Raw genomic sequence first — 25,484 nt, 5'->3', positions numbered from 1 at the left:
ATCTGGAGAACCTGCGGTCTAACCTGGCTACTGCCTGCCGCACCGTGACCGCGGCCTCAGTGGCGCTGTCGGGTTCGCTCTCCCGCGGAGAGGCGCGCGTCACCGGCCGGCGCGTTCTTTCAGACCTGGATCTCATACCGGTCGTACTGACCCCAGAGGATGCGATCCTGGCCAGAAAGCAACTCGCCTCGGTCCTACAGGAGTTGTCAGTCCTGTACGAGATCACCTGCACAGCAGCGATCACTCTGGAAGCGAACTTCCTTCGCGCGCGCCATGCGGGTTACGTCACCAGCATGGCCACTCAGCCGTTCGCCTGGGACCCCCTCGATGTGACGCAGCGCCTGAAAGGACGGTCCGGAGAGCCCACGTCTCCGGCTGATGTACTGCCATGGCTCGTCCAGCCAGTGACGTACTACCTGGCGAAGGCCGGTGCGCTTTCACCTGAGGAGAACCTGGCGAAGGCTGCGCGCGCAACGCGTCATCTGCTGTACAAGGCCGGACTCAGCACAGTCACGGAACTAGCCCTTGTGGACCGGCTCGGCAGCCCGTCTTCCAGCGACGACGTCCAACGTGGCGTTGCCGAAGGCTGCGCCAACGCAGTCCGCCATATAGCCGATTCACACAACGTTCAGCTGCTTCCATCCTCGCAGGAATTCCTCGCGCGAGCCGGCACATCAGCAGATACCGAGAACGCGCAAGAGACCTTCCGCGTAGTGCGCGACCGGACGTTCCTCGAGAATCAGGGCCTCCCCTTCGAGGTCTCCGCCATGGCAGCTAGGCCCACTGTCTGAGAAAGGCGCCCCATGTCTCTTGTCCTGCCCAACACTTTCGCCTGTACCACCCGGACGGCTCTGCTCGACGGCGCGGTGCCCACCGACTTCAGCCACCTCGCGCAACATAGCCTGCCCGAGCTCGTTCGGCAGCAGCTGACTTCGGTCCGCCGGTTCCTCGTGTCTGTCTCGCGAGTCCGTTCCTCGGTCACTGCAGACCGTTCCATCGACTTCACCGAGACATTGATCAAGATCCCGGTCCGATTCGGGCAGGAAAATTATCTCTTTCCCGTGGTCACCTACGTGGACCATGAGTACTCGCTGATCCGAGGGTTTCTGCTCGGCTTCCACAAGCTCTTCGCAGCCGAGGCGCACGACCCTGTTCTGCCAATGGTCACGTTGCCGGGAGTTGACCTCGACCTGCGTGACGAAGGGCCGGAGGCACAGACCGCGCACGCCCTGCCCCCGGAGCAGGGTTGGCCGTTCCTTCTCTGGACGGACTACGCGGTGTCGGACGCTCGATCGCGTGGTTGGCGCACGCTCGAGGTCGAGCAGTACGCGCGAACCCAGCTGACGTTCTTGCAGTGCGCCCGGTCCGAACAGGTCATTGGCGGAGAGAAGGCCACGGTACGCGGCTTATACGAAGCCACTGACGAATTTGTCGTTGTCGGCACGCGTGCCTTGAGCGCAAGCTCGTTGAAGTAGCTATGGGGCGGCAAACCCGATACCGAGGTCAACTCAAAAATGACTCACCGTGCCTACATGACGCGGGAACGTGGGCTTCGACCGCCTGCAGGCTGTATCGGCGCACCTGCAGTGGATCGCCGACGTGCGGCCCGGATCTCATCAACAGTCGGTGTGGAGAGCCCGTCAGTGGTTAGGGCTGCGGTGGCGAATGGCGTCCACTCGGTGCCCTTACCGCGCTGCTGTACACCGAGGTAGGGGCATCGCTCGGCTCCGTGGGTTTCGAACCGGATGCGGAAGACGTAGCCGACACCGTCCAAGAGTTCCTTGGGTGCGGGGCCACCCAGCCCGAAGACCCAGTCGGCTTCCTTGTCGCCCGGCGCATCAGTGTTGCCGGGTGCAAGGCCCCATGAGCCATTGCTGTCGGGCCGCAATCGGAAGCGCAACTGGCGCAGGCTGCCCTTGAGGTCGACATCGATCATGCTGCCAGGCGGGGTGGCGCTTTTGGGCAGGTGCACCGCCCCCTTGCAGCCCTGGCTTCCGATCCAGTTGTGCAGGGCCCGCTTCATGAACAGGTGGTCGGCGCTATCCTCGCCATTGGCTGTGCGAGTGCAGGTGTGATGTGGGTGGTGCGCGAAGTGGCAGACCTTCGAGTGATATCGGCGGTCGGTCAGCGGTTCTCCGCAGCCGCCAAGAAGTGAGCCACACCAATACGTGTACCTGGGGTGCAGTTGCCGCCAGCGCGTCAGCTCCGCCGCTTCCATGGGAAGGATGATCGCGAGATCGGAGTCCTTGCTGCCTATGACAGCGGTTTGTATACGACGGTGGTCTGTGGCTGGTAGCGGCATAGGGGTAGACCTCCGGCGGCGGGCAGCGGCGCAAGACAGGCCAGCGCCAGCAATCTTGCCATCACGGCCTCTTGAGGTCAGCCCACCCACTCACGCGCCCGTGCCGCAAAACAACTTCTGCTACCAATCGCGGAGTTGAGGTGCGACACCCCCTCGTCGGAACGTATGTTCGAAGTGGATGATGGGTGGATCGCGTGCCAGTTCGGTGCGCCGGTCGTTAGGCAGCGCACCGGAAGCGTCCTGGCCAGCCGGGCGCTTCGAGGCTCACGGCAGGAGAGGCAGCGATGAGCGATCGAAGCGCGATCGAGTGGACCGAGGCCACCTGGAATCCCACGACCGGCTGTGATCGAGTCACGCCAGGGTGCGACAACTGCTACGCCTTAGTCCTCGCCAGGCGGCTCAAGGCGATGGGGACGGCCAAGTATCAGAACGACGGCGACCCTCGAACCTCTGGCCCTGGCTTTGGTCTCACGCTGCATCCAAGTGCCCTGGAGGTGCCCTTGGGCTGGAAGGCGCCCCGCATGGTCTTTGTGAACTCGATGAGTGATCTCTTCCACGCAAAGGTTCCTGTGGCCTTTGTGGAACAGGTATTTCAGGTCATCGCGGAGACACCGCAGCACACGTACCAACTGCTCACGAAGCGCGCCAGACGCCTGCGTCGCCTTGCGGACCGTCTCGAGTGGCCGCCCAACCTCTGGATGGGTGTATCCGTCGAATCGGAAGATCAGTTCGACCGTATCGACGATCTCCGTCAAGTCCCCGCCGCCGTAAGGTTCCTCTCCTGCGAGCCGCTCCTGGGGCCGCTCTCTGACCTCGACCTGCAGGGGATCGGCTGGGTGATTGCCGGCGGCGAATCCGGCCCGAACCATCGGCCGCTGAAAGAGGAATGGGTTACGGAGATCCGCGACATCTGCCGCGACGCCAAGGTGCCGTTCTTCTTCAAGCAGTGGGGCGGCCGTACGCCGAAGGCCGGCGGGCGAGAGCTGGCTGGCGAAACCTGGTCGGAGATGCCTGTCGGGCTCCAGTCCTCGCTTGTGTGAGCGAAAGGACCCAGCCAATGGCCACACGGGGTCTGGCGTCGGTTGAAATCGCTGTGTGATCCTCAGCCTCGGGGAGCGGTTTCCGCAAGGGGGAGGGGACATGGCTGTACCGAGAGCTGTTGTCTGGCCACGAGACCCGCATACGGCGGCCAAGCACGATCTGCTGAAGAAGTACTTGCAGCCATGGGCGCGCATTCTGCTGACCCACCACGACAGCGTCACCTACGCGGAGGGCTTTGCCGGCCCCGGCGTCTACATAGGTGGCGAACCGGGGTCCCCCGTCGTCGCCCACCGGGTCTTCGCGGAGGCCCTGCAACAACGCCCCAAGGGGGCCCGAATGGTCCTCGTTGAAGAGGACGCACGCCGGGTACAGAAACTGCAGCATCAGCTGGTGCTCGCGCGCGAGCACACCCCAGATGAGATCAGCGCCCGCATGCAGACTGAGCTCCACACCGGAACCTGCCACCCCACACTCCTCGACAGACTTCGATCAGGCGGGCACCTGGGTAAGCCGCTCTTCGTGCTGTTGGACAGCTATGGCGGCCCGGACATTCCCTTCTCCCTGCTGCAGCAGCTGGCCCAGTTCCAGCGGACGGAGGTGATGCTGACCTTCGTCCCGAACTTCCTCACCCGCTTCGCTGAGAAGAACGACGGCCACCGGGCCGCAGGTGACGCCGCATTCGGCGGCACCGACTGGCATGGCGTTTTCACACAACCCGCGGCACGCAAGTTCGCATACCTGCGTGATCGGTATCGCGAGTCGATCAAACGCGCCGGATTCCCCCACACCCTGTACTTCGAGATGGTGGATGAAGGCGGGCACCCGCTCTACCTCCTCTACGGAACCCGTCATGCGCTGGGCGTGGAGAAGATGAAGGACGCCATGTGGAGTGTCGATCCCGCATACGGCGTCCAGTACCGGGATCCCAGGGACGTGCAACAACAGGCTCTGGACCTGGAGTTCGAGCCCAACACGGATCCACTGGGGCGCATGCTGTTGGAGGTCATCGTCGGCAGTCCCGGTGGGCAGCTGGTCGAGGACCTCCAGCAGTACACGCTGCTCGAGACGGTCTACCGTCCCGCGCAAGTCATCTCGCTCATCGAGAGGATGCGGGACGGCAAGGCCGTCGCCACAGAACCGCGCCGTATCACCAAGAAGACCCGGGTGTTCCCCTACGCCGAGAAGCCTGGACAAGGCGAGCTCTTTTAGGGATGCGTCGCGTTGGCAGAGTCCACGGCTTGAGCTTCGCGCGCGGCGGCGAAGAGCGCCCTGCGGGCACTGAACGGGTCGTGGGTCGCGGGCAGCCATGGGTGGGTCGCCAGTGCGGCGGCCAGCCACCGGCACTCTTCCTGGGCCGCGAGCCACCGCTCTCGTTCTGCGTGCGTGATGTCGATGCGCCCCGCCGCGATGTCCGCTCCCGCCGGTAGGGTGCCGGCGAGTGCCTTCAGGCGGTCAAGGGCGGAGTCCAGCGCCAGCCTCGCCGCCACTACATCGCCGGGAATCTCCCAGCCGTCCACGTTCCACATGGACCTGTACTCCGGCGGCGGTTCCTTCGACAGCCAGTCGGAGGCATCGATGGGATCGCCACTGTCGCGGGGAAGCGCGAGTTCCGTGCGAATCCCGGTGTCCTCGCCATAGTGGCAGTGCGGATCGAGCGGAAGTGGCTCAGCGGGCAGGAGCGTGGCAGTCGAGCCGCTCGTCGATGCCGGCAGATAGGGATCCGGTTCGTCACGGCCCTGGAGGAACTCCGCCTTGTCCGACGGCCTGACCCACATGTGCCAGCCGCGCCGCCGCCCTGCGCGCGCTTGCATGAACAACGTCACGAGCTCGCCGGTGGCCGTCATGCGCACCATGTCGTCGAAGTGCGCCTGCGTCGATTCCCACGTGGCGTGCCAACCGCCACAACGCGTCCCCGTCTTGGGGCATTCGCGCTGAGTGCTCCAGTTGCAGCGGACCATGCGCAATGCCTTCACTCCTCCTCGTACGCGCAAGGCGTCCCGACTGTCCACGTCCTGCCATCGCTGGACGTTCAGCCTGGCCCAAGGTGCCCGATCGATGGCAAGCGAGTTCTCGTTCGTCACGAGCCACAGCGGTGTCAGGCCGTCGTCCAGCGAAGTACGCGTCCTGTTGTCAACAGAACCACTCGCGATCGGCGAGATCTGGATCTCGTAGCCGATCTTCTTTCCGCTGGCCCCGGCGACCGTCACATCCGTACGACGGCGACCATGTACGGCTCGGTCTTCGACGCAGACGCTGAAGCCCTCTCGACTGGCTGTTTCGGCGGTGTGGTTCTTGAGCGCCTTGTGCAGCTGGCTCTCGCCCGCCGTCTCGGACACCTCACCCCTGGCAACGTGCCGGGCGTGGTAGCGGCCGTTCTTCTCGACGATGGTCATGAACCCAGGGCAGACAGTCCCGTACTCGTGTGCCCCCAGGCAGTAGAGAAGGTCGGGCTTGTAGTTGCGGTGAATCTCCTGAAGGAGCCCCGGGCGGTCGGGGTTACCCAGGTCCGATGCACTCAAGTCGATAGTGATCCCGTAACCGCGGTGCAGCACGTTGTGGGTCATGTCTCGAGAGTAAGTCCTGCCTCTGATAACAGAGTTGGCTGCAGCGACGAGGCTGGTCGGTGGCGGTGCATCTGCCGGCGGGGAACCCCGCCCCCCCCTGAACGCGCCGCTTGACTTCGTGCGCTCTTGTGCAGGTGTGCCAGACCTCAGGGGTGGTGCAGTGTGCGCAAGGTGGCAGGTCGAGGGTGCCGGAGACGAAAGCCGTGACGCCTCCGCAGGCTGAGCACGGTGCTGAGCGGCGCTGGCAGTCTGGGCACCACGGTTGGCCCGTGACCCGGGAGGTGCTGCAGGGCTTCTCCTCGCCGCAGATACTGCAAGTAACGGTGGGTAAGGAGGCGTCGGCGTACAGTCGGCGAGTGACGTCGGCGAGGTGCTCGATATTTCGGGAGAGACGGGCATGTGTGGACCCTCCCGCGGACGATTCGGATTAATCGTTACGCGCTGGGGGAGGGCTTGTGATTGAGTCCCGGACCGTGCGAACGAAGATTGTTCTGTTCTCCTCGGCAACTTGGATGTTGCGTTTGAAGCCTTCCAGGAACCGGGAGCTTGCGTCGATGATCTCTTTCTGCAGGTCACCGAGAGCGGTTGCCCTACGTACCCACTCTTCCGCTTCGGCTGTAGAGTGCTCCATATTGACCACGAGCTGCCCAACTCCTCTATGGAGTAGCGCTCTTCCAGCTTCTCCAGGCCGTCTGCCTGGCGCAGCAGCTCGTTGAGCTGCTCGAACGGAAGGTCCGGTGAGACTTCTTGAACCCGACTTGCCTGCTCAAGCACGCGCGCAAGTGACAACTTCATGTAGTCGCCCCACTCGTCTTCTTGTTCGACGTTCTCCAGTGTCACTTCAGATATTGATTGAGCTGCTTGAGACACCTCTTCGGGGCCGAGAATCTCAATACGTTTCGCTCGCTCCAGCATGCGAGCGACGACGCCGGACCGCCACACATGCCCGTGCGGGATGAGCCTGCAAGTCACTGACTCGGTGGGGAACCTTCCTCTCCGGAGGACTCGTCGGAGTCGCCGTCGTGTGGCAGGACGTATTGTGCGGTCTTTGCCGCCATGTGGAGCGGGAGTGGAAGCCCTAGGGTCACGTTGTAGTCAGGCGCGCGGCGCAACTGGTGGGTGATGGCGGCCCAAGATCCCGGCACGCTGGATTTCTCTGGCACGGCGACAACCGCGATCTCCAGTGCGGCCGGGTTCCATGCGTTGGTGCCCGTGTCGATGACAGGCTCCGGCTCTTTGTCTTCTTCATCCTCCGAGCGCTTCTTCTTCAGCGGAATACGGGTGGCAATCTTCGAGGCGGTCTTCACCGCGTGCTTGGCTGTGTGGGGCTTTTCGCCGGTGCTGTAGTACACGCGGTTGTTGTCGTCGGCGCTTGGGTGGGCCCATAGGCCGCTCGCGAAGCCGTGATCGGCGGTGTCGTCGTCCGGGGCGAACCACTGGGGGGTTTCGTCGGATGCGTTGTCGCGTACCCGCACATGGCACAGATTCTCGCCGTACAGGGTGATGTGCTGGGCCGGGTTGGGGCCGAACTGGAGGGCGTCGGGGCGCAGCCGGCCGTTGGTCAGCCATGGCCAGTGCAGACGGGAGTTCTGCGCGTGCGAGAGCAGCAGGACGTGGCGGTCACGCAGGCTGTAGAGCATCGCCCGGATGAACTGGGCCGTCTCGGCCCGTTGATCCTCCAGATCGGGAACCCAGGCCGTGGTGCGCTGATTCTCCCCATCCTCGGCTTCCGGCCTCGGCGCGTCCTCCTCCCCGGTCGCTCCTGTGACTTCGCCGTCCTCGCCGTCTTGGTCTTCCTCGTCGAACTGCTCATACTCGCCCGGGATCTCGGCGTGGCGGGCAAGAGAGAGCAGGAGTTCCGGGTACGGAATCCAGTCCCCGCGGTCGGGGTCCCACCCCGTGACCGAGCTGTCGGCTGCGTTCATTTTGACGGCGACAGGGGCGGTGCGGCGTTTGCGGGTGGGTCCGTCGGCGCGGCGCTTGACCATCCACAGTGCGACGTACTCCAGGTCCTTGGGCAGTTCGTCCACACTGTGTTGCGGTGCCGTGCAGACGCCCAGTTGCCGAAGGACGTCGTTCCACGCCTGCAGAGATCGGTGGGCGATGCTCTTCTTGGTGGCGGTGTTCCAGTGCGAGCTCGGCAAGGCGATGAACTTTGTCAACCGTCCGGCATCGGCATACCCGAGGCGTACGGCGAACTTGGGGTCCACGATGTCGGGCCGGAAGGACTTCGGGTGGCCGATCTCGACCACGACGGCCTGGACGTCGGGTCGTTTGTCGCGGCCGCACAGTTCGGCGATCTCTCGCCTGCGGGCGCTGATCGCTGTGGGGAGGGACTTCCGTTTCGGCTGGCCGTCGGGGAAGTCGAGTCGGGCGGCGACGACACCGGCGTCTTCCAGGTGCAGGCGTACCGTCAGCTCTGGCGTCGTCCAGGTACGTACGGCCTTGTCTGTCCCGCCCGGGCCGTCCAAGCCCAACAGGACTGCCAGCTGCTCGATCAGGGCGTCACGGGTGCGGTCGCTCTGCCAGCGCGCTTCGACGATCAGGGGCCGGCCGTTGAGTACCCGTGCCAAGGCGGTGCGCCGTTCGTTGCGGCCTTCCCGCTCCAACTCGGACTTCTGGACGGCGCGTTCCTGCTTCGTCTTGGCTGTCGGAGTCTTGGGCAGATTGCGTGGGAGGACTGGAAATCGGCTGCGGGTGAAGTCGCCGAGCTGGGTGAGGTGAGGCAGCAACGCCCCGGCGGCCCAGTCGGTAAGGGGGGAACGGTCGCGCGGCATGAGACCGGTGCCGACGCCATGACCGCCCATCGACGTGGCATGCACGACGCCGATCTGGATGCCGTCCTTCCCGGGGATCCAGGCGTCGGGGTTCTCCTGCACTGCCGCCGCGTTCGGGAGTTCGCGGGAGAACCGGAGGCTGCTGAGCATGCCTTGGGGGCCTCCGCGCGCCCACTGGGGCACGGAAGTGTTGCGGTCGATGGCCAGTCGGCTCACCGAGAGCCGTCCGGTTCCAGTCGACTGCCCCAGCCAGGGTGTTTGCGCGAGCAGGTACGCCGACACGGCCCGCCGATATGGTAGGGACACGGGACCACCGGTGCGCCAGCGGCGAACTCCCGTGCGGACATGAAGGCGGAAGTCGCCGGCGAAGGGCACGGTCTGCACGGTGAGCGTGATGACGAACGAGAACTTCCACCGCATTCCGTCGTCGTCCTGGTGGTCGCGCGGCGGCCAGGAGACGAGCTCGGCGCCGCGCTCGGTGGCGGCGATTTTGAAGGTCATCTCGACGCCCTCGAAGCGGTAGGGATCCAGCTTCGCGATACCCTGTGCGAGGGCGTCGGGCAGGAGCTGGTGGATCAGCGGGTCCGGCTCGAAGGTGCCGCCGGGCGAGGTCGTGCCCGCGAAGAGGTCGACGGTGTGTGGCTGCCAGGTCAGCCCGGCTACGTCCAGTGAGGCGCTGAGCTTGGTGGCCCGTTCGGTGATGTCCGGATGCTCCTTGCGGGTGCGCGGGGGGTGCAGGTCACGGATCCAGGCGTGGATGAGCTGCCGCATGACGGGGAGCGGAAGCGGCGTTTCTGCGTACAGCCATGGGGTGTTGTCGTCGAGGGTGGCGCCGCGCGCGACGCACAGTAGGTCGGGTGCCACGGCACGGATGACCTCGTTGAGCCGGCGGATCGGCACCTGGTTGATCTTCTTCGGTTCGCGTTTGCCGATCCGGTAGAAGTCCAGTACCTCGGCCCGCCAGGAGGCGGGGAAGGCGAGTCCGTGGGGCTGGCGGATGAACTCCGTGCCGCGGGCGGGCTCGAACGCGGTGAATCTGACGGTGGGGTAGGAGGGCATGTGTGGGGGTCCCTTCGTGTACAGGGGTAAGGGAATGGCTGTGCGGTTCAGTCGGTCGGGTCCGGGGCGCAGGGGACGATGCCGGCGAGCGCGGTGTGCAGCGGCTCGTACAGGGCTTTGACGAGGGCCCGGTCCAGGGCAGTGATCGGCGCTGCGCCGGGGGGCTTCTGGTCGTCCGGGGACGGGGCGAGGTAGGGGTCCAGGACGTGCCGCATCGCGAGCAGGAGGCTCGTCCGCCAGGTATCTGGTACGGCCTTGCCTGCGGCGGCCCGGGTGGCGAACGGGGCGTCGACGAAGACGACGCGGGCGGGGACGCCTCCGCGCACGAGACGGCCGATGACCTGCCAGATGACGACCAGCTGGTCCCAGGTGAAGGAGATCTTCTCGTCCTCGTTCAGCCGGCTCCAGGCCAGAGGGTGGTTGAGGAGGTGTCGCCACCGTGCACGGGCAAGGGTGCGGAACTGGGCGCCGGCCTCGTCCAGGCTCGGTTGAGCGCGAACGAACTCATCGAAAGTGCCGTCGCGTTGCATGCGTGCCGCCCAGTCGTTGACAGCCTGCACGGCGAGGCCGATGTCGTCGGGGCGGGGGTGGGGGCGGGCCAGGAAGAACACCGAGCCGATCGCGGCGACTCCTCGGTCGAGGATGTTGTGACCGCGTTCGACGGCGAGCAGGGGAGCCACCAGGATCTCCATGCCGGTTGAGGCGAAATTGGCTACGTCGCCGCGGCGCAGGGCTACGACCGTGCCGCCGTCGGGACCCATGGCCGGGCTGGAGTAGAACGCGGGCTCCTCGTCCGCGTCGTCGGCGACCAGGCGGCACACTTTTCCGGCCCACCGGGGGATGCGGTTGAGGATGTCCGCCGCGCGACGTGCCTCGTCGTAGGAGCCCGTCAGTACGAGGAGCCGTTCGCGCCGTTCGTTGTTGACGGCGGCGAGTTCCTGTTCGAACACGCTGGGCTTGCCGTCGGTGCCGCGACGGGCCAGCCGGTCCAGCATGTGTTCGAGGACGAGGGGGCGCAGGTGGGGTTTGGTGCCGGAGAGCTTGAGGGGGCGGCCGTCTGGACCGGTCAGGAAGCGGGTGGTGAATACGGTCTTGTTGATGGCGGCGCGTTCCGCCGGCGGGGGTTTGAGGAGGGCTCCGACCTCGGTGAGTACGTGGTAGCGGGTGGAGCGGCCGGCCCAGCTGGTGCCCGACATGAGTAGCACGTTCGGTCCGGGAAGGCCGTCCGCGAGGGTCAACTCCGGTAGTCGTAGCAGGAGTTCGCGCCCGTTTCCGGCGCAGCGGAAGAAGCGCAGTTCGCCGCTGCGCAGCTGTCCCAGGCTTGCGTCCTCGGACAGGAATTGGAAGCCGAGGATGTTGCCCATGGGGGATTCGGGGACCAGCGGCCGGTAGTCCTCGGGCGGGCGGCGGGACAGCACGTTGCTCGATGCCCCGAAGTTCAAGGCGGCCTCGACCCCCGGCCACAGCTCCGTCAGTAGGTCGAGCCGGGTGTGCAGGGCGGACAGCAGGAGGGTGAATTCGAAGCGCAGCACCTGCTCTTTCACGCTGTCGGGGCTTTCCAGCACGGCGCCCCCTGCAAGCGAGAGCAGTTCTCGCTCGACCAAGCGGCGGGCGTTGCGGGGGCGGATGGCGTGCAGAAGCTGACGGGTCAGCCGCACCAGCGAGTCGACCTGAGGGTCGCGTGGTTCGCGGTCGCCGAGTGGGTCGTCGCGGAACGCGTCAAGGACCGCCACGACGGCGTCGCGTCGCGCGTCGCCTGAGGAGTCCGATGTGACCGGCTGGCGGGTTTCGGGAGGTTGCGTCTCCGCGTCTCCGTTGGCGGCCTGCCCGATGTCCTCGTCCCATTCGGGGGCGGGCTGGTCGGGGGTGTCGGCCGGGTCGGTGTCGGCGTCGGAGGGCTTGCCGAACCAGTCGGAGATGAGTTTGAACTGGAGAGTCCACGAGCTGAAGTAGTCGGCCTCGACCCAGTCGCGCAGGCTCCGGTGGCCCAGCAGCATGTGGTAGATGCGGTCGGCGGCGACCGTGACGGTGTGCAGGGCCGCCGTCCACTCCATGACGGTGGAGTTGGACAGTTGGATGCGCCCGCCGCGCGCCAGTTCGTCGATCTTGTGCTGGTGGATCTCGTCAAGCCAGGAGTTGGGCGTGCGCCCGGTGAGTACGGCGGCGGGCGCGAACATGGTGTCCAGCTGCATCTGCACGCGGTCGGCCTCGTCGATGACGACCAAGTCGCTGCGTCGGCAGGCGAGTTCGAGGAAGCGGATGCGCTCCTCGTTCTGGTGCGCGGGCACGGCGCTGTGGACCAGGGCGGCGGGGGTGGCGACCCAGATGTCCGCGGCGACGAGCTCGCGGGCCCCGTGATGACGCGGGCACCGGTGCCATAGAGGGCAGCCGTGGCGCTTGCGCAGGTTTGGGGCTGGCGTGTCTTGCGATCCGTCAGTGGCCAGAGCGGTGAGCGGGCGTTGAGCTGGACGCCGTTTGGGCGGGAAGAGCTGCGTGCAGGGAGCGGTCCGGTAGGCGAGTGGCTCCGCTGCCTCGACTCCGCGCAGGGCATCGAGCGGGCAGGCCGTACTGAGGTAGTCGAGGCTCAGCGCGTCGTGGGTGAGCAGGGAGGTGCCGCCGTCCTGTGCGGCGAGGCGGCGGTGGGTGCGCTGCAGATGCTGCTCGCGTGTGGTCACCCCCAGGACGGGGGCCGCCTTGAGGCCGAGCGCGGTGAACAGGGACACGAGGTTCAGGGCCTCGGCGACATCGCCCACCACCAAGGTGACGCGTTTGTCGTGGGTGGCCGCCCAGACTGCCAGGATGTCCCGCAGGGTGCTCTTTCCGGCACCGACCATGCCGAGCAGATGTAGCATCCGGTCGATCCGCAGCATTTTGTGCTCCGGTGTGAAGTCGCCCGACTCGGGCTTGCGGACGAACAGTTCGACCCGTTCCAGTCTGCGTCGCCAGTCGCCGCCGTCGGGGTCGTCGGGGCCGCGCAGCTGGTCCTCCATCCACGTGGCGGTTGCGAGGAGTTCCTCCCAGGGGGCCTCCAGTGGCTTGCCGTCCGGGGCGGCCGATGATCCGAGGGCGTGGGGCGTCGTCTCCTCGGCGGGCAGTTCTTTGGGCAGGTCCACCGAGGTCCAGGTGCGGCTTTCCAGAAAGCGCCATGCGCCGGGTTCGGCCAGTGGCAGCGACCGGGTCTGGTAAGGCGGGGCCGCAGCCAGGGCCTGCGCGTATATGGCCCACCGGTGGTGGGCGATGGACACGCCGCGACGCCGGGGGGCGTCCTCCTGGTCGGCGAGGTGGAAGCCACGCAGCTCGGGCGGGAGCGCCAGGTAGATGTCGAGGGATTGGGTCCACACACGGCGCCGGCGCAGCGGCCACAGCAGGTGGCGGCCGATGCGCAGCATGCGCTGCTGTGCGGGCGCTTGAGCATGTCCGAGCGCGGCGGCGAAGGGGTATCCGCCGAAGAGGGTCCAGCCGGCCTGCGCGGGATGCCCGGGCAGCAGCTGTTCCACCAGGCAGAGCCCGAGCTCGACTTCGCACAACCGGGCGGCTGCGAGTGCCGGCTGGGGATCGTCGGCGAAGTGCGGAAGAAGGTTCGCGATGAGATCGTCGCGCCACTGCTCTTGGTCACGCATCGGCGTCCTCCGCCTGGTCGTCGGCGAACGGCCCGCCGGGGCCGTCGGCCAGTGTTGTTCGGATCCGTGCCATGAACTGCCGGTGGCTGAGCACGGTCGTCGACGTGCGTACCTCGGCCCTCAGGTACCGGCGGACCACGGACACGTAGTTGCGGCGCAGGGCGGTCCGGTGGTCGGGGACGACGAGAAACGCCTCGTCGTAGGGCGGTTCTTTGGGCAGCGGCCTGGCATTGCGGCCGAGCAGCGCGGGGTTGGCCCAGTCCTTGACATCGACGGCCCACACCCGCCCGTCCGGAAGCGGGATCCGCAGGTCGTATGCGTCGTAGTTCGGCCACAGCTCAGTGGCGAGGTGAAGACGCAACAGAGCACGTTCCAGGCGCAGTTCGGCGACGCCGGGAGAGGTGACGAACAGGCGCAAGGGCCGGGTGAGCAGCAGCACGCCGCCGCCCTCGAGCTCGTCGTACGCGGGGCCGACCGGTGCGTCACCCTCGTGTCGGCAGCGCGCGTTCTCGCACCACCAGCCGCCTTCCCGCATGGGGGCGAGCAGGGTGTGGCAGCGTCGGCACGACGTGAACCGGCCCCCACGGGCCCAGCCGATGGGGGCCGGCAGGTAGATCTGCTGGAGCAGTCCGTCCAGCGGGGTGAAGGCCGGCTCCAGCGCGATCTCGGCGGCCTTGTCCCGGGTGAGCACGGGATGTTCGATGAGTAGGCGCCGGAAGGCCACGTAGCTGGCCGGGGCGTTGGCGCTGCGGCAGCGGTCCATCGCCAGGCCGATCAGGGCCCGGTCGATCTGTTCGGTCGCTGCGTCGGGCCGGTCGACGGCCCACTCGTAGCACAGGTCCGTGGGCACGCAGGCGCCCTCGTCGATGAGGCGGTCCTCCTGGCCCGCCAGACCGTGGGGGAGGTCGAGTGGCCACTCGGTCACCGGCCGCTGTCGACACCACACGAGCAGGTCGCTGACGCTCAGGGGCGGGTCGGCGCCGCGCAGCAGGCAGGCCAGCACGGTGCGGTCCAGGGCGCGTTGCGCCTCGGCCGGGTAGGGAAGGGTGAAGGTACCGAGGTCGGATAGGGCGTCCAGGTCGAGGACGGCCGAGGCCACGGTGCGCAGCAGAGTCAGACCCTGGTGCGGGACTGGTGCGGAGTCATCGGGGGGCACGGTGGTCCGTTTCACTGGACGGACGCCGGAGCAGGTGAGGAGGGCGCGGCGGGGCACCAACGGGACACCTCGCAGCGGGCGCACTGCTTTCCCGGGTTCGGGGCGGATGTGCGGTCCGCATACCACGGGGCGGCGAGGTCATGGAGCACCTGCCGGGCTGTGGCAACGCGGTCGGCCTGACGGGGGGAGACAAGTTCCAGGTCCGGTCCGGTGGGCCGCAGGATCTCCACCTCGACGCGCGAGCGGCGCACGTCACCGCCAAGCGCACCGTCGGCCAGCAACACCACGGCCAGGGCCGCCTGGGGATACAGCTCCAGGATGTCCTTGTCCCCGCGTGGGGTGCGGTACTTGGTGCTCTTGACCTCACGCCACACCACCGAACCGCCGCTGCGGTACAGGAGGTCGGGCTTGGCCACGAGCACGACATCGGCCTGCGTGTCGTGGAAGGTGAGGAGCCTTTCCGCGACCAGCGCGGCATCCGGATCGGCGTAGCGCAGCGGGCACACGGCGGCATGGCGGGCGATCAGGCGGGCACCGAGTTCGGCATCGTTTCCCGTCAGGTGCCAGTCGTCGGCCGTCCAGTCGGACCGGTCGGCGGGGGCGTCGTCCGGCGTGCACGGGCGTTGCGGGGTGCGCGCGTGCAGATGCTGCAGCCAGGCATGCACCGCGTGCCCGCGCACCACGTGATGGTCGTGCTCGATGTCCTTGTCGTAGGGCAGATGGATGCGCCGCAGATGTTCCTGCGCGGGGCAGTTCGCATGGCGGCGCAGATCGGTGACGGACAGGGTGCGGCGAGGCCGTGCCCCGTCCGCGATCTGCAAGATGCCGGGCGTGCGCGCCAGGTCAGGGCAGGAAGAGGCGAGCTTGCAGTTCGCGCATCCGGGGCCCGGGCGCCTGTCCACGGCATCGACCGTGGCGCGCAGGCGGGGCGCGGCGAGCTTGTGATAGGCGGCTTCGGCTTCCTGGGGTGTCCCGTCGAACAGCGGCGGACGGACCGAGCCGTCCAGGCAGCCGATCTCCACGACCCGTACCCGCTGCGGGGTGACGGCGCTGTGTACGTCGTGCGCGTCACCCCATCGGGCGGGTTCCGGTGCACGGCCGCCGTGGGCGGCGACGTATGCCGCCATCGCGACCTCTGCCGGATCCCGCTCGGCCGGCCCGCGCCGCCCGGGCTGTACGGATCCGAACCGGAGCAGGCGCAGCTCGCACACCGCACGGTCACGGCTGGCGTAGCAGCGCCCCCAGACTCTCAGCTCGTACACGGTGGGGGTGCCGTGACCTCCGGATGTTGTCCTCGACTGCTTGACCCAGTACTGCGGATCGGGCAGCAACTCCCCTTTTGGATCCAGGGATTTGACAGCGGCCAGGTACTGGGCTGCGGCATGCTCGGCATAGCGCTCGAGCCCGGGGTGCGAGGGGCGCCCCCGGGCTGGATCGTCCCGGGAGCGGCCGAACTCTACGGTGTCGAGCCGACGCATGACGGCGGCGAGGGCGAACGGTTCGTAGTCCGCCGGCTTGTAGGGGGTGCGGTGCGTGGGGCGAAGGCGTGGCCGGGCCTTGACCGCCCGTAGCGTGGGGCAGTCCTCGTCTCCCTCCTTCGCGCCTCCGGTGAACACTCTGATCAGGCCCGGGTCGCCCGTGGTTCCTGCGGGCAGCGGCCACTCAGTCACGCGCACTCCTCACACCGATGTCTGTGAACAACATTCACCGGAGGTTACATGCTGCTACGGTTCACGCACGGATGATTCGTCAAATTCATTGCAGAGAACGGACCTCAGGTGGGTTCACAGAGCGAAATCATCGCCAGGCGGTACCGCCTCGTGCGTCGGCTTGGTGGCGGCGCGATGGGCGAGGTAAGCCTGGCGTATGACCTGAGCCTTGACCGGCAGGTCGCCGTCAAGCAGCTCCACGCGCGCAACGTCGAACGGGAGGAGGGGCGTTACGCGGATCGCCTGGAGCGTGAGGCCAAGGCGACCACCGGGCTCAGCCGCTGCCGGCACTTCCCCCAGGTGTACGACTTCGGATACCACGCCGACGAGCCCTATCTCGTCATGGAGTACATCGAGGGGCCCACCCTGGCGGAACTGGGGGCCAACCACCACCCCTTGTCCTTCTCCACGGTCACGGCGATCCTGGCTCAACTCGCCACCGCCCTGGCCTGTTTGCATGACGCCGAGTTCGTCCACCGCGACCTCAAGCCGACCAACGTCATGGTCGCGGCAGGCGGCGTCGTCAAGGTGGTGGACCTCGGCATCGTCGCCGTCTCCGACCCCCACGCGACGCGACTGACGGCCACCGGCCAGGTGCCGGGCACCGCGGCGTACATGGCCCCTGAGCAGGCCGCCGACGGTCTCGCCGAGCCCCGCAGTGACCTCTACTCCACGGGCTGCCTCGTATTCGAACTCGTCACGGGAGAAATCCTCTTCAATGCGCCAACCGCTCACGCGATGGCGCGCGCCCACATTGATCAGGCGCCCCGCAAGACCCGGGACGTGCGCCCGGAAACCCCACCATGGCTGGCCCACATCACCGATCGACTGCTGCGCAAGGACCCGGAACTGCGCTTCCCCGACGCGCGAGCCCTGTACGAGGCTTGCCACCCGCACCTGGACGATCTCAGGGGAACGGTTGGCCCCCGGCTCGGCCGCTTCGATCCGGCCCTGCTCTGGCGTGCCCCGTGCTCACCGCCGCCCCCGCCGCAACCGGCAACGCCGCCTGCGCGGCGCTCTCCTGGTACCCGGATGGATGCCTTGGCCCGCAGCCGGACGCGGCGAACCGACCTGAGGCGGGACGACCTGGCCCAAGTTCGCGCCGATGCTGCTGCACAGGCGGCCAATGGCGATCTGCGAGGCGCCGTCCAGCGCATCGAGGAGTGCCTGGCGTCGGCCGTCGGCCACTTCGGTCGCATCGAGAAGGGCGTGGTCCGCTTGGGCATCGACCACGCCGGACTGCTGTGCGAACAGGGGCTGTCGACGCAGGCGCACGCCGCCTACGTCGACGTGCGCCCCGACGCCGTCCTCGCATTCGGAGAGGAGAGTCCAGAAGTGCGAGAGATCGACGAAGGCATCGAGGGATGCGAGGAGGACGGAACGTGCGACTGATCCGTGCCTCGATGCACTGCACGCGGCTACGAGCGCGGCGCCGTCATCGACGCGTGAAGAACATACACGCACGGTAGAACGAAGGTACGCTTCACGCTCTGTCTGCATAAACAGGGTAGGACGCAGGGAGCATGGCGTGACAGAAGAACCGACCACCGTGACGGCCACGGGCATCGCCAGGATCGCAGGTGTCGGCCGGGCCGCAGTGAGTAACTGGCGCCGACGCCACCAGGATTTCCCCCGGCCGATCGCCGGCACAGCCGCGAGCCCCGCCTTCGACCTAGACGAGGTCGAGGTATGGCTCGACCAGCAGGGCAAGCTCCGCACCGTCGGCCCGCTCGACCGACTTCAGCAGCGTATGGAAGCGCTCGGGACGGCCGGACAGTCCGCGGAGGCCCTCGTCCTGGTCGGCCTGACACTCCTGACGGAGCCTGCCGAAGTGCCCACCCCTCGCCAACTCGACGACGCCGTGCGCCTGCTGACCTCACCCCGCCACGCCGAAGTGCTCTTGACGGACCTCCCGGTCACCTGGTCACCAACACACCGCGAGATCCTCGAGGTCTCGTGCTCGTTGAGCGGCCAAGAGGACTGTGTCGGCATTCTGGAGCACCTTCACGCGCAGTACGTGACGGCCCGGGGCGCGGCCGGCCTCACCGATACGCCCGTGCCCGTCGCCAGTTTGATGCTGGATCTCATCGGCCCCGCCGCCTCCGTCCTCGACGTCGCCTGCGGCACCGGCACATTCCTGCGCACCGCCCTGGACAGGTCGAACGCATCAGGCGGCACGCCACAGCTTCTGGGGCTGGACGCCCGTCCCGAACGCGTGCGCATCGCGCTGCTGCGCCTACTGGTCTTGCGGCAGCAGACCAAGGCCGCGTCGGGCACCGGCGAAGATCTGTGCCTGCGCGTCGGCGAGCCGCTCCTTGAGGGCGCCTTCCCCGTCGACCACGTCGATGCCGTCGTCGGCAGTTTTCCCCACAGCCCCCGTGACTGGGGCCACGACCGCCTCGCCTTCGATCCCCGGTGGGCCTACGGCGGCCAGCCCCCGCGTACCGAACCCGAACTTGCTTGGGTGCAACACGTGTTGGCTCAGCTGAAGCCTGGTGGGAGGGCCGCCTTGCTCCTGCCGCCCGCAGTGGCTGCGCGTCCCGCGGGACGCCGCACCCGCAGTGAATTGGTCCGGCGCGGCGCCCTGCAGGCAGTCGTCGGGCTCCCCTCGACGGCGACCGTCGGCAGCGGCAACGGCGTGCATGTATGGCTTCTCCAACGTCCTGACGAGGACAGCGCCCCACCTAGAGGCGTGCTGTTCGTCAACGGCGACGACGTGCCCCTGGATGCGAACGTGCGCCCGAAGGACCGTCTCGAGGCGCTGCGCCGCCGCATCGCTCCGTTGTGGGACCGCTACCGTAAGGGACACGGACCTTCCGCCACGGAGGCAGACTTCGCCCGGGATGTGCCGCTGGCCGAACTGCTCGACGAGGACGTTGACTTCACCCCCCGGCATCGCGTGCCGAACCCGGACTCCATTCCGTGCCCGCCCGACGACCTGCTCAAGATGCCAGCGGCTGTGAAGGCTCAACTCGCTTGCCTGCGGGATACGTTGCCAGAATTTGTCGCCGCCCAGGCGCCTACGGCGTCTGGCGTTCCCACTGCGACGCTGGGCGAACTCTCCCGGACCGGGGCGCTGAGCCTGCACCGCTACGCGGCCCGCGCCGCACACCGCGATGCTCCCGACTCTGATCGGCACGAACCAGCGCTGACGAGCCAGGACGTCATCGCCAGCCGACCCGCCAGCGGTTCAGTTCCCGTCAGCCCCGACGACGACCCGGAGGTCCGGGTGCAGGCCCACGACATCCTCATCCCGGCCATCGCCCAGACCTTGGTTGCCGGGGTCGCGACGGATGAACAGATCGGAGCCCGTCTCGGGCCGGGCGTGCACGCCGTGCGCGTTGATCTGGACTACCTCGACCCGTGGTTCGCGGCCGGTGCCCTCACACGCCCCGAGAACGCCACTAAGGCAGCCCGAACGTCCACCGGAACAAGCGGAGCCCTGCGCATCGATGTGAAACGGCTGCGCCTGCCCGTGCTGGCCATCGAGGAGCAACGGCGCCGGAGCGAAACCCTGCGTCACCTTACCGAGTGGGATGCGGCGCTGTCCCGGCTTGCCGAGGCAGGACACGAAGCCGTTCGGGCCCTGATCAGCGCCCTGGTTGACGGGGCGCTCGACCCGACGGACAAATGAATCGGACGCAGAAGCCGTGCAGAACGGATCCGGGAAGCCGTTCCTCGCCTCACCGGACAACTCACGCAGATTCCGAGTGTGTCGGGACAATGGCCAGTCCGTACGCGACAGAGGGCCTTTCGCGGTGCCGACGGTCGTGGTGCCGTCCGCCGAGCATCGGGCCGAAGTCCGATACGCCTACCGCGTCTCGCACGAGTCTCCGCAGTCACATCTCCACTATCTGATTGAGCGTCAAGGGTTCTGGGGGACACATGGGGGAATCGTGGGCTCCCGGTGGTCGGGGGACGCGAGCGCTCTCCGGCCGGGCCGTACGCAGGGTCGCACATTTCCTTCACGCCTCTGAAGATTCTCGCGGAAACAATTCCGCACCTCATCGGCGTTGATGATCTCCGAGCCGAGGAGGGGAAGGTGTCGGGCCTGAAGCTGTTCCGTACGGACACGACGAATAGCGGCATGACGGAGGTCATGCCGCGTCTTGCTGAGATCGAAGCCGATGTGCAGGGTCTCGTCGAGACGCACATGGAGACGCTGCTGGGGGTGCGATTCCTGGCGAGCGAGTACAGCACCGGGCCGGTGCACGGGGGCCGGATCGACTCGCTCGGGCTGGACGAGAACGGCTCGCCGGTCATCGTTGAGTACAAGCGCGGCACGGATGCCGGCGTGATCAATCAGGGCCTGTTCTACCTGGCCTGGCTGATGGACCACCGGGCCGAGTTCGAGTACCTGGTCCGCGACCGGCTCGGGGTGACGGCCGCGGACCAGGTCCTGTGGAGCGGCCCGCGCCTCATCTGCATCGCCGGCGACTTCACTCGCTACGACGTGCACGCCGTGCGTGAGCACCGGCGCTCGATTGACCTGGTCCGCTACCGACTCTTCGGCAGCGACCTGCTCGGGCTTGAGACCGTGGCCTCCGTGAGCGGCGGCATGCAGGTGGCCCGCCGGGCGCGGCGCCAGTCTGTTGCCCAGGCGGCGGCCGACGTCCAGGGCGCGGCGATGGCGGAGTTGGCGGGCGCGGTCGACGAGGTCCTGCTCGGGCTCGGGGACGGCGTGAACCGCGTGGAGCGCAAGCAGTACCGGGCGTATCAGCGGTTGCGGAACTTCGCCTGCCTGTGCCCGCCGCAGCGGAGCAAGCTGCTGGTTTACCTGAAGGTCAACCCGAAGGACGTCGCCCTCGTTCCGGGCTTCACCCGGGACGTGTCCGGCCTCGGTCACCACGGGACGGGCGACCTGGAGGTCCAGCTCCGTGCGCCGAGGGACGTGGAGCGGGCGCAGGATCTGTTCCGGGCGAGCTACGCGGCGGCGTGAACGGCTACCGCTGCACGGCACCCGGGTGGGCTGCGCTTCGAGCCGTGTATGCGGTCGTGGGCGGTTCCGTTCGACGTCCGGGCAGGGGGTGGCGGTGGACTATCTATGGTCCGCGGGATCGCCGGTTTGGCCAACCGGCGATCCCGCGCTATGCAGCGCAGCTGGTTGCGGGCTGGCGATCAGCGTGATCGGCTGGCGGGACGGCCGACGGCGGCCGTCGGAACTGCCGGCGCACTGGCGGTGAGGCGGGCTTCGTGTTCGCGGCCCGGCTGGACCTCGCGTGTGCCGGTCTCCAGGGCCAGGGTTTCTGCGAGACCCGCCAGCAGCGAACTCGGGGCGTGCGGGGACGCGGTGATGGCCCAGGTGGGCCGGTCCGGACCGGTGCCGCCCCAGATGGTCCAGGTGGCCGAGTTCTGGGCGTGCTGAGCGGTCAGTGGGGCGAACTGCACGCCTGCTTCCCCATCGGGGGACGTCCAGCGGATCCCGTGCCCGGTCAAGGTGTGCTTCCACCCAGCCTCCGTGAGCGGCTGAGTGGCTGCGGTGACCACCTTCTCGTCCACCGGGCCGTCGACGGACGTGTCCCAGCCATCGCCGTCGCCGAGGTGGATCAGGAGAGTCTGCAGCACGGGGGCGGGGGTGTCGCTGGTCGCGGTGAGGTGCCAGATGCGGTCGGAGACGGGCGTCTCGTAGGCAGCCACGGTCCAGGCGGTCTCGCGGGCCTGGGTTTCGTGGACGCGTTCGATGCGCAGGGTCTGTGATTCGTGAATGGCGTGGGTCGTGTCATCCGACCAGGTCCGCCACCGTTCGAACTCCCTGTGTGTGTCGAGGAAGCTGTCGAGGAGCGCGTCGTGGTCGCCGGTATCGGCCAGGTGGACGGGAACGGTTTCCGGCTCCGGGCGGGAACGTTCGGACTTGTCCGTGGTGATGTCGAAGACGGAACGTGCTGCGATGGCGGCGCGTTCGGTGTCGGTCAGGGGCGGCGGGCCGGGGCGCATCTCGGCCGCGTGGACCTTCTCGAAGGCCACCAGCGCCTCCGCAGGCGAGTCGAAGGTGTCGGCAACCTGACGCAGGTGGTTCTCGCCGTGCAGGTAGACGGACTTGTCGCCCCGGTGGAGGTAAGTGCCGACCGCGACGGTGGTGTGGCCGTCGCGGGCGTGGGCGTGGATCAGGAGGTGGCCGTGACGGATGGCGTCGTGGATCTTCTGCGCCTGGTCGGAGATCTCACGGATTTCGCTGCGGGTGCACCAGGGCATCGGGTAGTTCGGCCAGGTCCATTCCTCGTCGATGGCTTCCTGGAGTCGAGGGGTGATCTCGACGGTGATGCCTTCGGCCGTCAGGTGCTTGGCGGCGTCGTCAGCCCAGTAGGGCTCCTCATGATCGATGCGGGCCAGGACCAGGACGTTGGTGGCGGCGACGCTCCAGTCGGCGGCCTCCAGAGCCATGAGGGCGACGCGGGCCTGGGTGCCGGTCAGGACCGCCTGTACGGCGCTCGGGTGTGTGGGGTGGGTGTCGAGGCGAACGTGGGCGTCGATGGTGGGAGTCACGTGGGGGTCTCATCTGTTCTGCCGGTGGCCGGGCCTTCGGGTCCGGCCACCGGCGTACTCGGGGGTTAGCGGGCTGCTCGTGTGGGTCGGGTGGCGTGCGCGGCCATGGTGGTCGGCGGCCCGGCGCGGGTGGTGGGTGCGGGCCGGCGCCGCTGCGGCGGGGCGACTCCGGTGGCGTGCTGCCAGCGAGTGCGGACGGCGGCGATGTCGGCGAGGGCACGGCGGGCGCCGACCACGAGCTGGAACGGGGTATTCGCCGGGTCGCTGGCGTACGCCTCGATGCGTCGGCCGGTGTGCTCGGCGATGGCCAGCAGAGAGCGCTGCAGGGCTCGCTCCCCCCAGTACTCGACGGAGCCGGCGGGCTCGGCCAGCATGCGCAGGACCTCGCCCGGTTCACTTCCGTCATCCAGCAGGCCGCGCTGCTGTGCTTCCCACAGCACCGTGACGGGGTCGACGGGCTCGTTGCGGCGGGCCAGGGCCGTCAGGCACTGCCACAGGCCGGCGTGCAGCGGCAGCGTGAGGTCGTCGGGGAGCAGCCACCGGACGGAGCCGATGTCGGCCGGGTGAGCGGTGGCGGCGGCGAGCAGTAGCTGCTCCTCCTCGACCGCCTCCCTGCGGTCGGGCGCGATGGGCGGTGGCGGTGCCGTGGTGCGGGGCAGGACTCCGGCACGCGGCGGGAAGCGGCTGGCGATGTCGTCCACGACGGCGCCGAGTGCGTCGGCTTCCGCGAGCACCATCTGGACGGGGTGCGGGAGGGAGGCGTCGTGGATCGTCTGGACGAGGTGTTGGGCGGCCGTTTCCAAGCGGCGGCGGGCGTGTTCGGCCTCGACCATGCGTGCGTAGGCGGGTGCGTGCCGTGGCCAGGGGCAGACCTGGATCAGGGTGTGCAGATAGGAGGCGGTCAGTCCGCGCGTTTGCTCGCTTCCCTTGGTGAGCACTTGGTCGAGCCACTTGGTGTTCTGGGCGTGCTCGGCGGGGTCGGGCGGCGGCAGGGTGCTGATCGCGTCGTAGAGGGCGGCGTGCGTTGCGGTGGAGAAGGAGTCGGCGGCGATGCCCGTCACGTCGCCGAGGCGGTGCGGTTCGAGGAGGAGGGCGCCGAGGAGGGCCTGCTCGACGTGGAACACCGGCTGTGGCGGCGCGATGGCGTCGAGGTCGTCTTCGTCGGGTCCGGGGATGGTGGGCATCAGGCGGCGAGGGTGAAGTCGTTCGGGTCGAGGGTGACGCCGAGGTGTGGGGCAAGGAGGTGGCCTGCCAGCAATGGGGGTACGGCGTTGCCGATTTGGGAGAACTGCTGGCCCTTGTTGCCGGCCCAGGGGTAGTCGGCGGGGAACGTCTGCAGGAGGCCGGCTTCGCGAGCGGTGATCCGGATCGGCTCTGGCGCAGCGGGGGCGTCCGCATCCTGTGCCGGAGCGGTGGCGGGTTCGGCGACCCAGGTGCACTCGTTCGCACGGTGCCCGAAGAAGAGGGTGCCCGCCGGTTCCTGGATGGAACGGATGGTGGCGTTGGCCTGGTTGTTGCTGCGCAGGGACCAGGACCAGCGGTCTGCCTCGGCGTTGAACGTAGCCGCCGGAGCGTTGGCGGCCCGGTTCTCGCGGGTTCCGTGCCGTGCCGCCCATCCGACGCGTTCGCGGTGCGACTGCGGGACCGCACCGTCCGCCCGGGGGGTCCAGGTGCCGCGCTCCCGGGCGTCGGACAGCGCCTTGCGGGAGCCGGAAGGGAAGGGTTCGGGGCCGCCGCCGGGTCCGCCGCCGGCGCAGACGGTGGGTACGGGCCGGTCGGTGGCGCCCCACCCCAGGGCCTGGGCCATGCTCACCCAGCGGGTGCGGCCCGGGCCGAACAGCGATTCTGGTTCGCCGACTTGAGCGTGCGTCGGAGCAGGCGGCTGCGCCGTGCGGACGCGGGAGGCGAGGAGGATGGCCCGCCTCCTGGTCTGCGGAACGCCGAAGTCGGCGGCGTTGAGGATCCCGTACCAGACGGAGAACCCCCATCCGCGCAGGATGGCCGCGTACTGCTTCCACAGCGGCAGGACGTCCGGCACTTCCTCCATGGCGACCCAGTCGGGCTCGCCGACGGTGTTCAGGGCGTACAGGTAGCGCATGGGTTCGGCTGCGAGCAGGGAGCGCTCGTCGCGGCAGGCGACCAGGAGGCGCTCGCGGGTGTCGCGACCGGCGGCCAGATCCTCGACCGCCGCGTGCACCAGCGGCTGGTCGAGCAGGCCCAGGCGTTTGCCGGCCATGCTCCACGCCTGGCACGGAGGGGATGCGATCACGCCGCGGGTGCAGCCGAGGAAGGGCCACGTCGGATACATCGCCACGTCGGTGCGGATGGTCAACTGCCCAGCAGATGAGCGGGTTTCGCAGGCCCACGGGTCCCATTCCAGGCCGACGTCGCGCACGCCGAGGACATGAAGGGCCCTGCTCCAGCCGCCCGGCCCCGCGAAGAGGTCGAGGATCACGCGGCCAGCCCGAAGTCGTCCCGCGTCGCTGCGTCGGCGTCACCGCGGCACGCCCAGGGCGAGCAGCCGTCCTCGACGCCGTTCTCCAGGACGTCGGCCTCGTCCGAGCCGATGCGCAGAGCGGCCCGTTCGGCGGCAGTGACATGGTCGATCGGGGCCTGGCTCAGCGGGACGCGGGAGCGGTGCAGGAATGCCTCGCCGAGCAGTCGGCTGCCCGATGCGTTGGCGCGGGCATTGCCCTGCCGGATGGCTGCGTCAAATTCGACGACGTCCGCCCACTCGGACGCAGAGGTGTCCCTGATATGGCGCCACTGCGCG

The 25,484-nt window shown here is 68.1% G+C and carries 16 protein-coding genes; 7 read left to right on the top strand and 9 right to left on the bottom strand.

Features of this window, described 5'->3' with window-relative positions:
* The first annotated feature begins 44 nt into the window (after positions 1-44).
* Together ABZ833_RS04175 and ABZ833_RS04170 are read left to right on the top strand one after the other, a co-directional pair.
* Positions 45-791 carry a hypothetical protein gene (locus ABZ833_RS04175; protein ID WP_361040699.1) on the top strand — a complete coding sequence of 249 codons (747 nt, stop codon included), beginning with the start codon at positions 45-47 and terminating at the stop codon, positions 789-791.
* Between the two features lie 12 nt (positions 792-803).
* Positions 804-1,475 (top strand): acetoacetate decarboxylase family protein, encoded by a 672-nt coding sequence (locus ABZ833_RS04170; RefSeq protein ID WP_361040696.1) that lies wholly within the window; start codon positions 804-806, stop codon positions 1,473-1,475.
* Between the two features lie 53 nt (positions 1,476-1,528).
* On the opposite strand, the gene ABZ833_RS04165 is transcribed toward ABZ833_RS04170, so the two are convergent.
* A complete protein-coding gene (locus ABZ833_RS04165) occupies positions 1,529-2,218 on the bottom strand; it encodes a competence protein CoiA family protein (protein ID WP_361040694.1) in 690 nt (229 codons plus the stop codon).
* A 368-nt stretch (positions 2,219-2,586) separates the two neighbouring features.
* On the opposite strand from ABZ833_RS04165, the gene ABZ833_RS04160 reads away from it, so the two are divergent.
* Both ABZ833_RS04160 and ABZ833_RS04155 read left to right on the top strand, forming a co-directional pair.
* Positions 2,587-3,342, top strand: coding sequence for a phage Gp37/Gp68 family protein (locus ABZ833_RS04160; RefSeq protein WP_361040692.1), 756 nt, complete (start codon positions 2,587-2,589; stop codon positions 3,340-3,342).
* A gap of 100 nt (positions 3,343-3,442) precedes the next feature.
* Positions 3,443-4,552: a three-Cys-motif partner protein TcmP gene (locus ABZ833_RS04155; protein ID WP_361040690.1), complete on the top strand. Its 1,110-nt coding sequence runs from the start codon at positions 3,443-3,445 to the stop codon at positions 4,550-4,552.
* Here ABZ833_RS04155 and ABZ833_RS04150 read toward each other — a convergent pair.
* The 5 genes from ABZ833_RS04150 to ABZ833_RS04130 all read right to left on the bottom strand — a co-directional run bounded on the left by ABZ833_RS04150 (position 4,549) and on the right by ABZ833_RS04130 (position 16,189).
* Complete coding sequence (locus ABZ833_RS04150; protein ID WP_361040688.1) at positions 4,549-5,907, bottom strand: hypothetical protein; 1,359 nt, start codon at positions 5,905-5,907, stop codon at positions 4,549-4,551. The genes ABZ833_RS04155 and ABZ833_RS04150 overlap by 4 nt on opposite strands.
* Positions 5,908-6,875: 968 nt before the next feature.
* Positions 6,876-9,743 carry a DUF3962 domain-containing protein gene (locus tag ABZ833_RS04145; RefSeq protein ID WP_361040686.1) on the bottom strand — a complete coding sequence of 956 codons (2,868 nt, stop codon included), beginning with the start codon at positions 9,741-9,743 and terminating at the stop codon, positions 6,876-6,878.
* Between the two features lie 47 nt (positions 9,744-9,790).
* On the bottom strand, positions 9,791-13,363 hold the full coding sequence (locus ABZ833_RS04140; RefSeq protein ID WP_361040684.1) for a signal recognition particle: 3,573 nt from the start codon (positions 13,361-13,363) through the stop codon (positions 9,791-9,793).
* The gene (locus ABZ833_RS04135; RefSeq protein WP_361040681.1) at positions 13,356-14,462 is read right to left on the bottom strand and encodes a hypothetical protein; all 1,107 of its coding nucleotides are present in this window, start codon (positions 14,460-14,462) and stop codon (positions 13,356-13,358) included. The genes ABZ833_RS04140 and ABZ833_RS04135 overlap by 8 nt, the downstream gene beginning before the upstream one ends.
* A gap of 68 nt (positions 14,463-14,530) precedes the next feature.
* Positions 14,531-16,189 carry a PD-(D/E)XK nuclease family protein gene (locus ABZ833_RS04130; protein WP_361040679.1) on the bottom strand — a complete coding sequence of 553 codons (1,659 nt, stop codon included), beginning with the start codon at positions 16,187-16,189 and terminating at the stop codon, positions 14,531-14,533.
* A gap of 108 nt (positions 16,190-16,297) precedes the next feature.
* Between ABZ833_RS04130 and ABZ833_RS04125 the strand changes: the two genes are divergently transcribed.
* The 3 genes from ABZ833_RS04125 (at position 16,298) to ABZ833_RS04115 (ending at position 21,167) form a co-directional block, all read left to right on the top strand.
* On the top strand, positions 16,298-17,620 hold the full coding sequence (locus ABZ833_RS04125; protein ID WP_361040677.1) for a serine/threonine-protein kinase: 1,323 nt from the start codon (positions 16,298-16,300) through the stop codon (positions 17,618-17,620).
* Positions 17,621-17,756: 136 nt separating this feature from the next.
* A complete protein-coding gene (locus ABZ833_RS04120) occupies positions 17,757-19,862 on the top strand; it encodes an N-6 DNA methylase (protein WP_361040676.1) in 2,106 nt (701 codons plus the stop codon).
* 408 nt (positions 19,863-20,270) lie between these two features.
* The gene (locus ABZ833_RS04115; protein WP_361040674.1) at positions 20,271-21,167 is read left to right on the top strand and encodes a DUF5655 domain-containing protein; all 897 of its coding nucleotides are present in this window, start codon (positions 20,271-20,273) and stop codon (positions 21,165-21,167) included.
* A 179-nt stretch (positions 21,168-21,346) separates the two neighbouring features.
* Here the strand turns inward: ABZ833_RS04115 and ABZ833_RS04110 are convergent, their stop codons facing one another.
* From ABZ833_RS04110 to ABZ833_RS04100, 3 genes are all read right to left on the bottom strand, one after another.
* Positions 21,347-22,711: a DUF317 domain-containing protein gene (locus ABZ833_RS04110; RefSeq protein ID WP_361040671.1), complete on the bottom strand. Its 1,365-nt coding sequence runs from the start codon at positions 22,709-22,711 to the stop codon at positions 21,347-21,349.
* Between the two features lie 65 nt (positions 22,712-22,776).
* Entirely contained in the window at positions 22,777-23,895 is a 1,119-nt protein-coding gene (locus ABZ833_RS04105; RefSeq protein WP_361040669.1) for a DnaB-like helicase N-terminal domain-containing protein, read from the bottom strand.
* Positions 23,895-25,166 (bottom strand): DNA cytosine methyltransferase, encoded by a 1,272-nt coding sequence (locus tag ABZ833_RS04100; protein WP_361040667.1) that lies wholly within the window; start codon positions 25,164-25,166, stop codon positions 23,895-23,897. The genes ABZ833_RS04105 and ABZ833_RS04100 overlap by 1 nt, the downstream gene beginning before the upstream one ends.
* Positions 25,167-25,484 lie beyond the last annotated feature (318 nt).

This window comes from Streptomyces sp. NPDC047525 (assembly GCF_040643025.1).
Classification (GTDB): domain Bacteria; phylum Actinomycetota; class Actinomycetes; order Streptomycetales; family Streptomycetaceae; genus Streptomyces; species Streptomyces durmitorensis.
The sequence above is the reverse complement of the archived record's forward strand: the minus strand, read 5'-3'. Positions and strand labels throughout refer to the sequence as shown.

Excerpts from the sequence above, each read along its gene's own strand:
- ABZ833_RS04105 (WP_361040669.1), bottom strand. The coding sequence starts at position 23,895 with ATGCCCACCATCCCCGGACCCGACGAAGACGACCTCGACGCCATCGCG.
- ABZ833_RS04165 (WP_361040694.1), bottom strand. The coding sequence starts at position 2,218 with ATGGAAGCGGCGGAGCTGACGCGCTGGCGGCAACTGCACCCCAGGTAC.
- ABZ833_RS04145 (WP_361040686.1), bottom strand. The coding sequence starts at position 9,743 with ATGCCCTCCTACCCCACCGTCAGATTCACCGCGTTCGAGCCCGCCCGC.
- ABZ833_RS04170 (WP_361040696.1), top strand. The coding sequence starts at position 804 with ATGTCTCTTGTCCTGCCCAACACTTTCGCCTGTACCACCCGGACGGCT.
- ABZ833_RS04140 (WP_361040684.1), bottom strand. The coding sequence starts at position 13,363 with ATGCGTGACCAAGAGCAGTGGCGCGACGATCTCATCGCGAACCTTCTT.
- ABZ833_RS04150 (WP_361040688.1), bottom strand. The coding sequence starts at position 5,907 with ATGACCCACAACGTGCTGCACCGCGGTTACGGGATCACTATCGACTTG.
- ABZ833_RS04160 (WP_361040692.1), top strand. The coding sequence starts at position 2,587 with ATGAGCGATCGAAGCGCGATCGAGTGGACCGAGGCCACCTGGAATCCC.
- ABZ833_RS04155 (WP_361040690.1), top strand. The coding sequence starts at position 3,443 with ATGGCTGTACCGAGAGCTGTTGTCTGGCCACGAGACCCGCATACGGCG.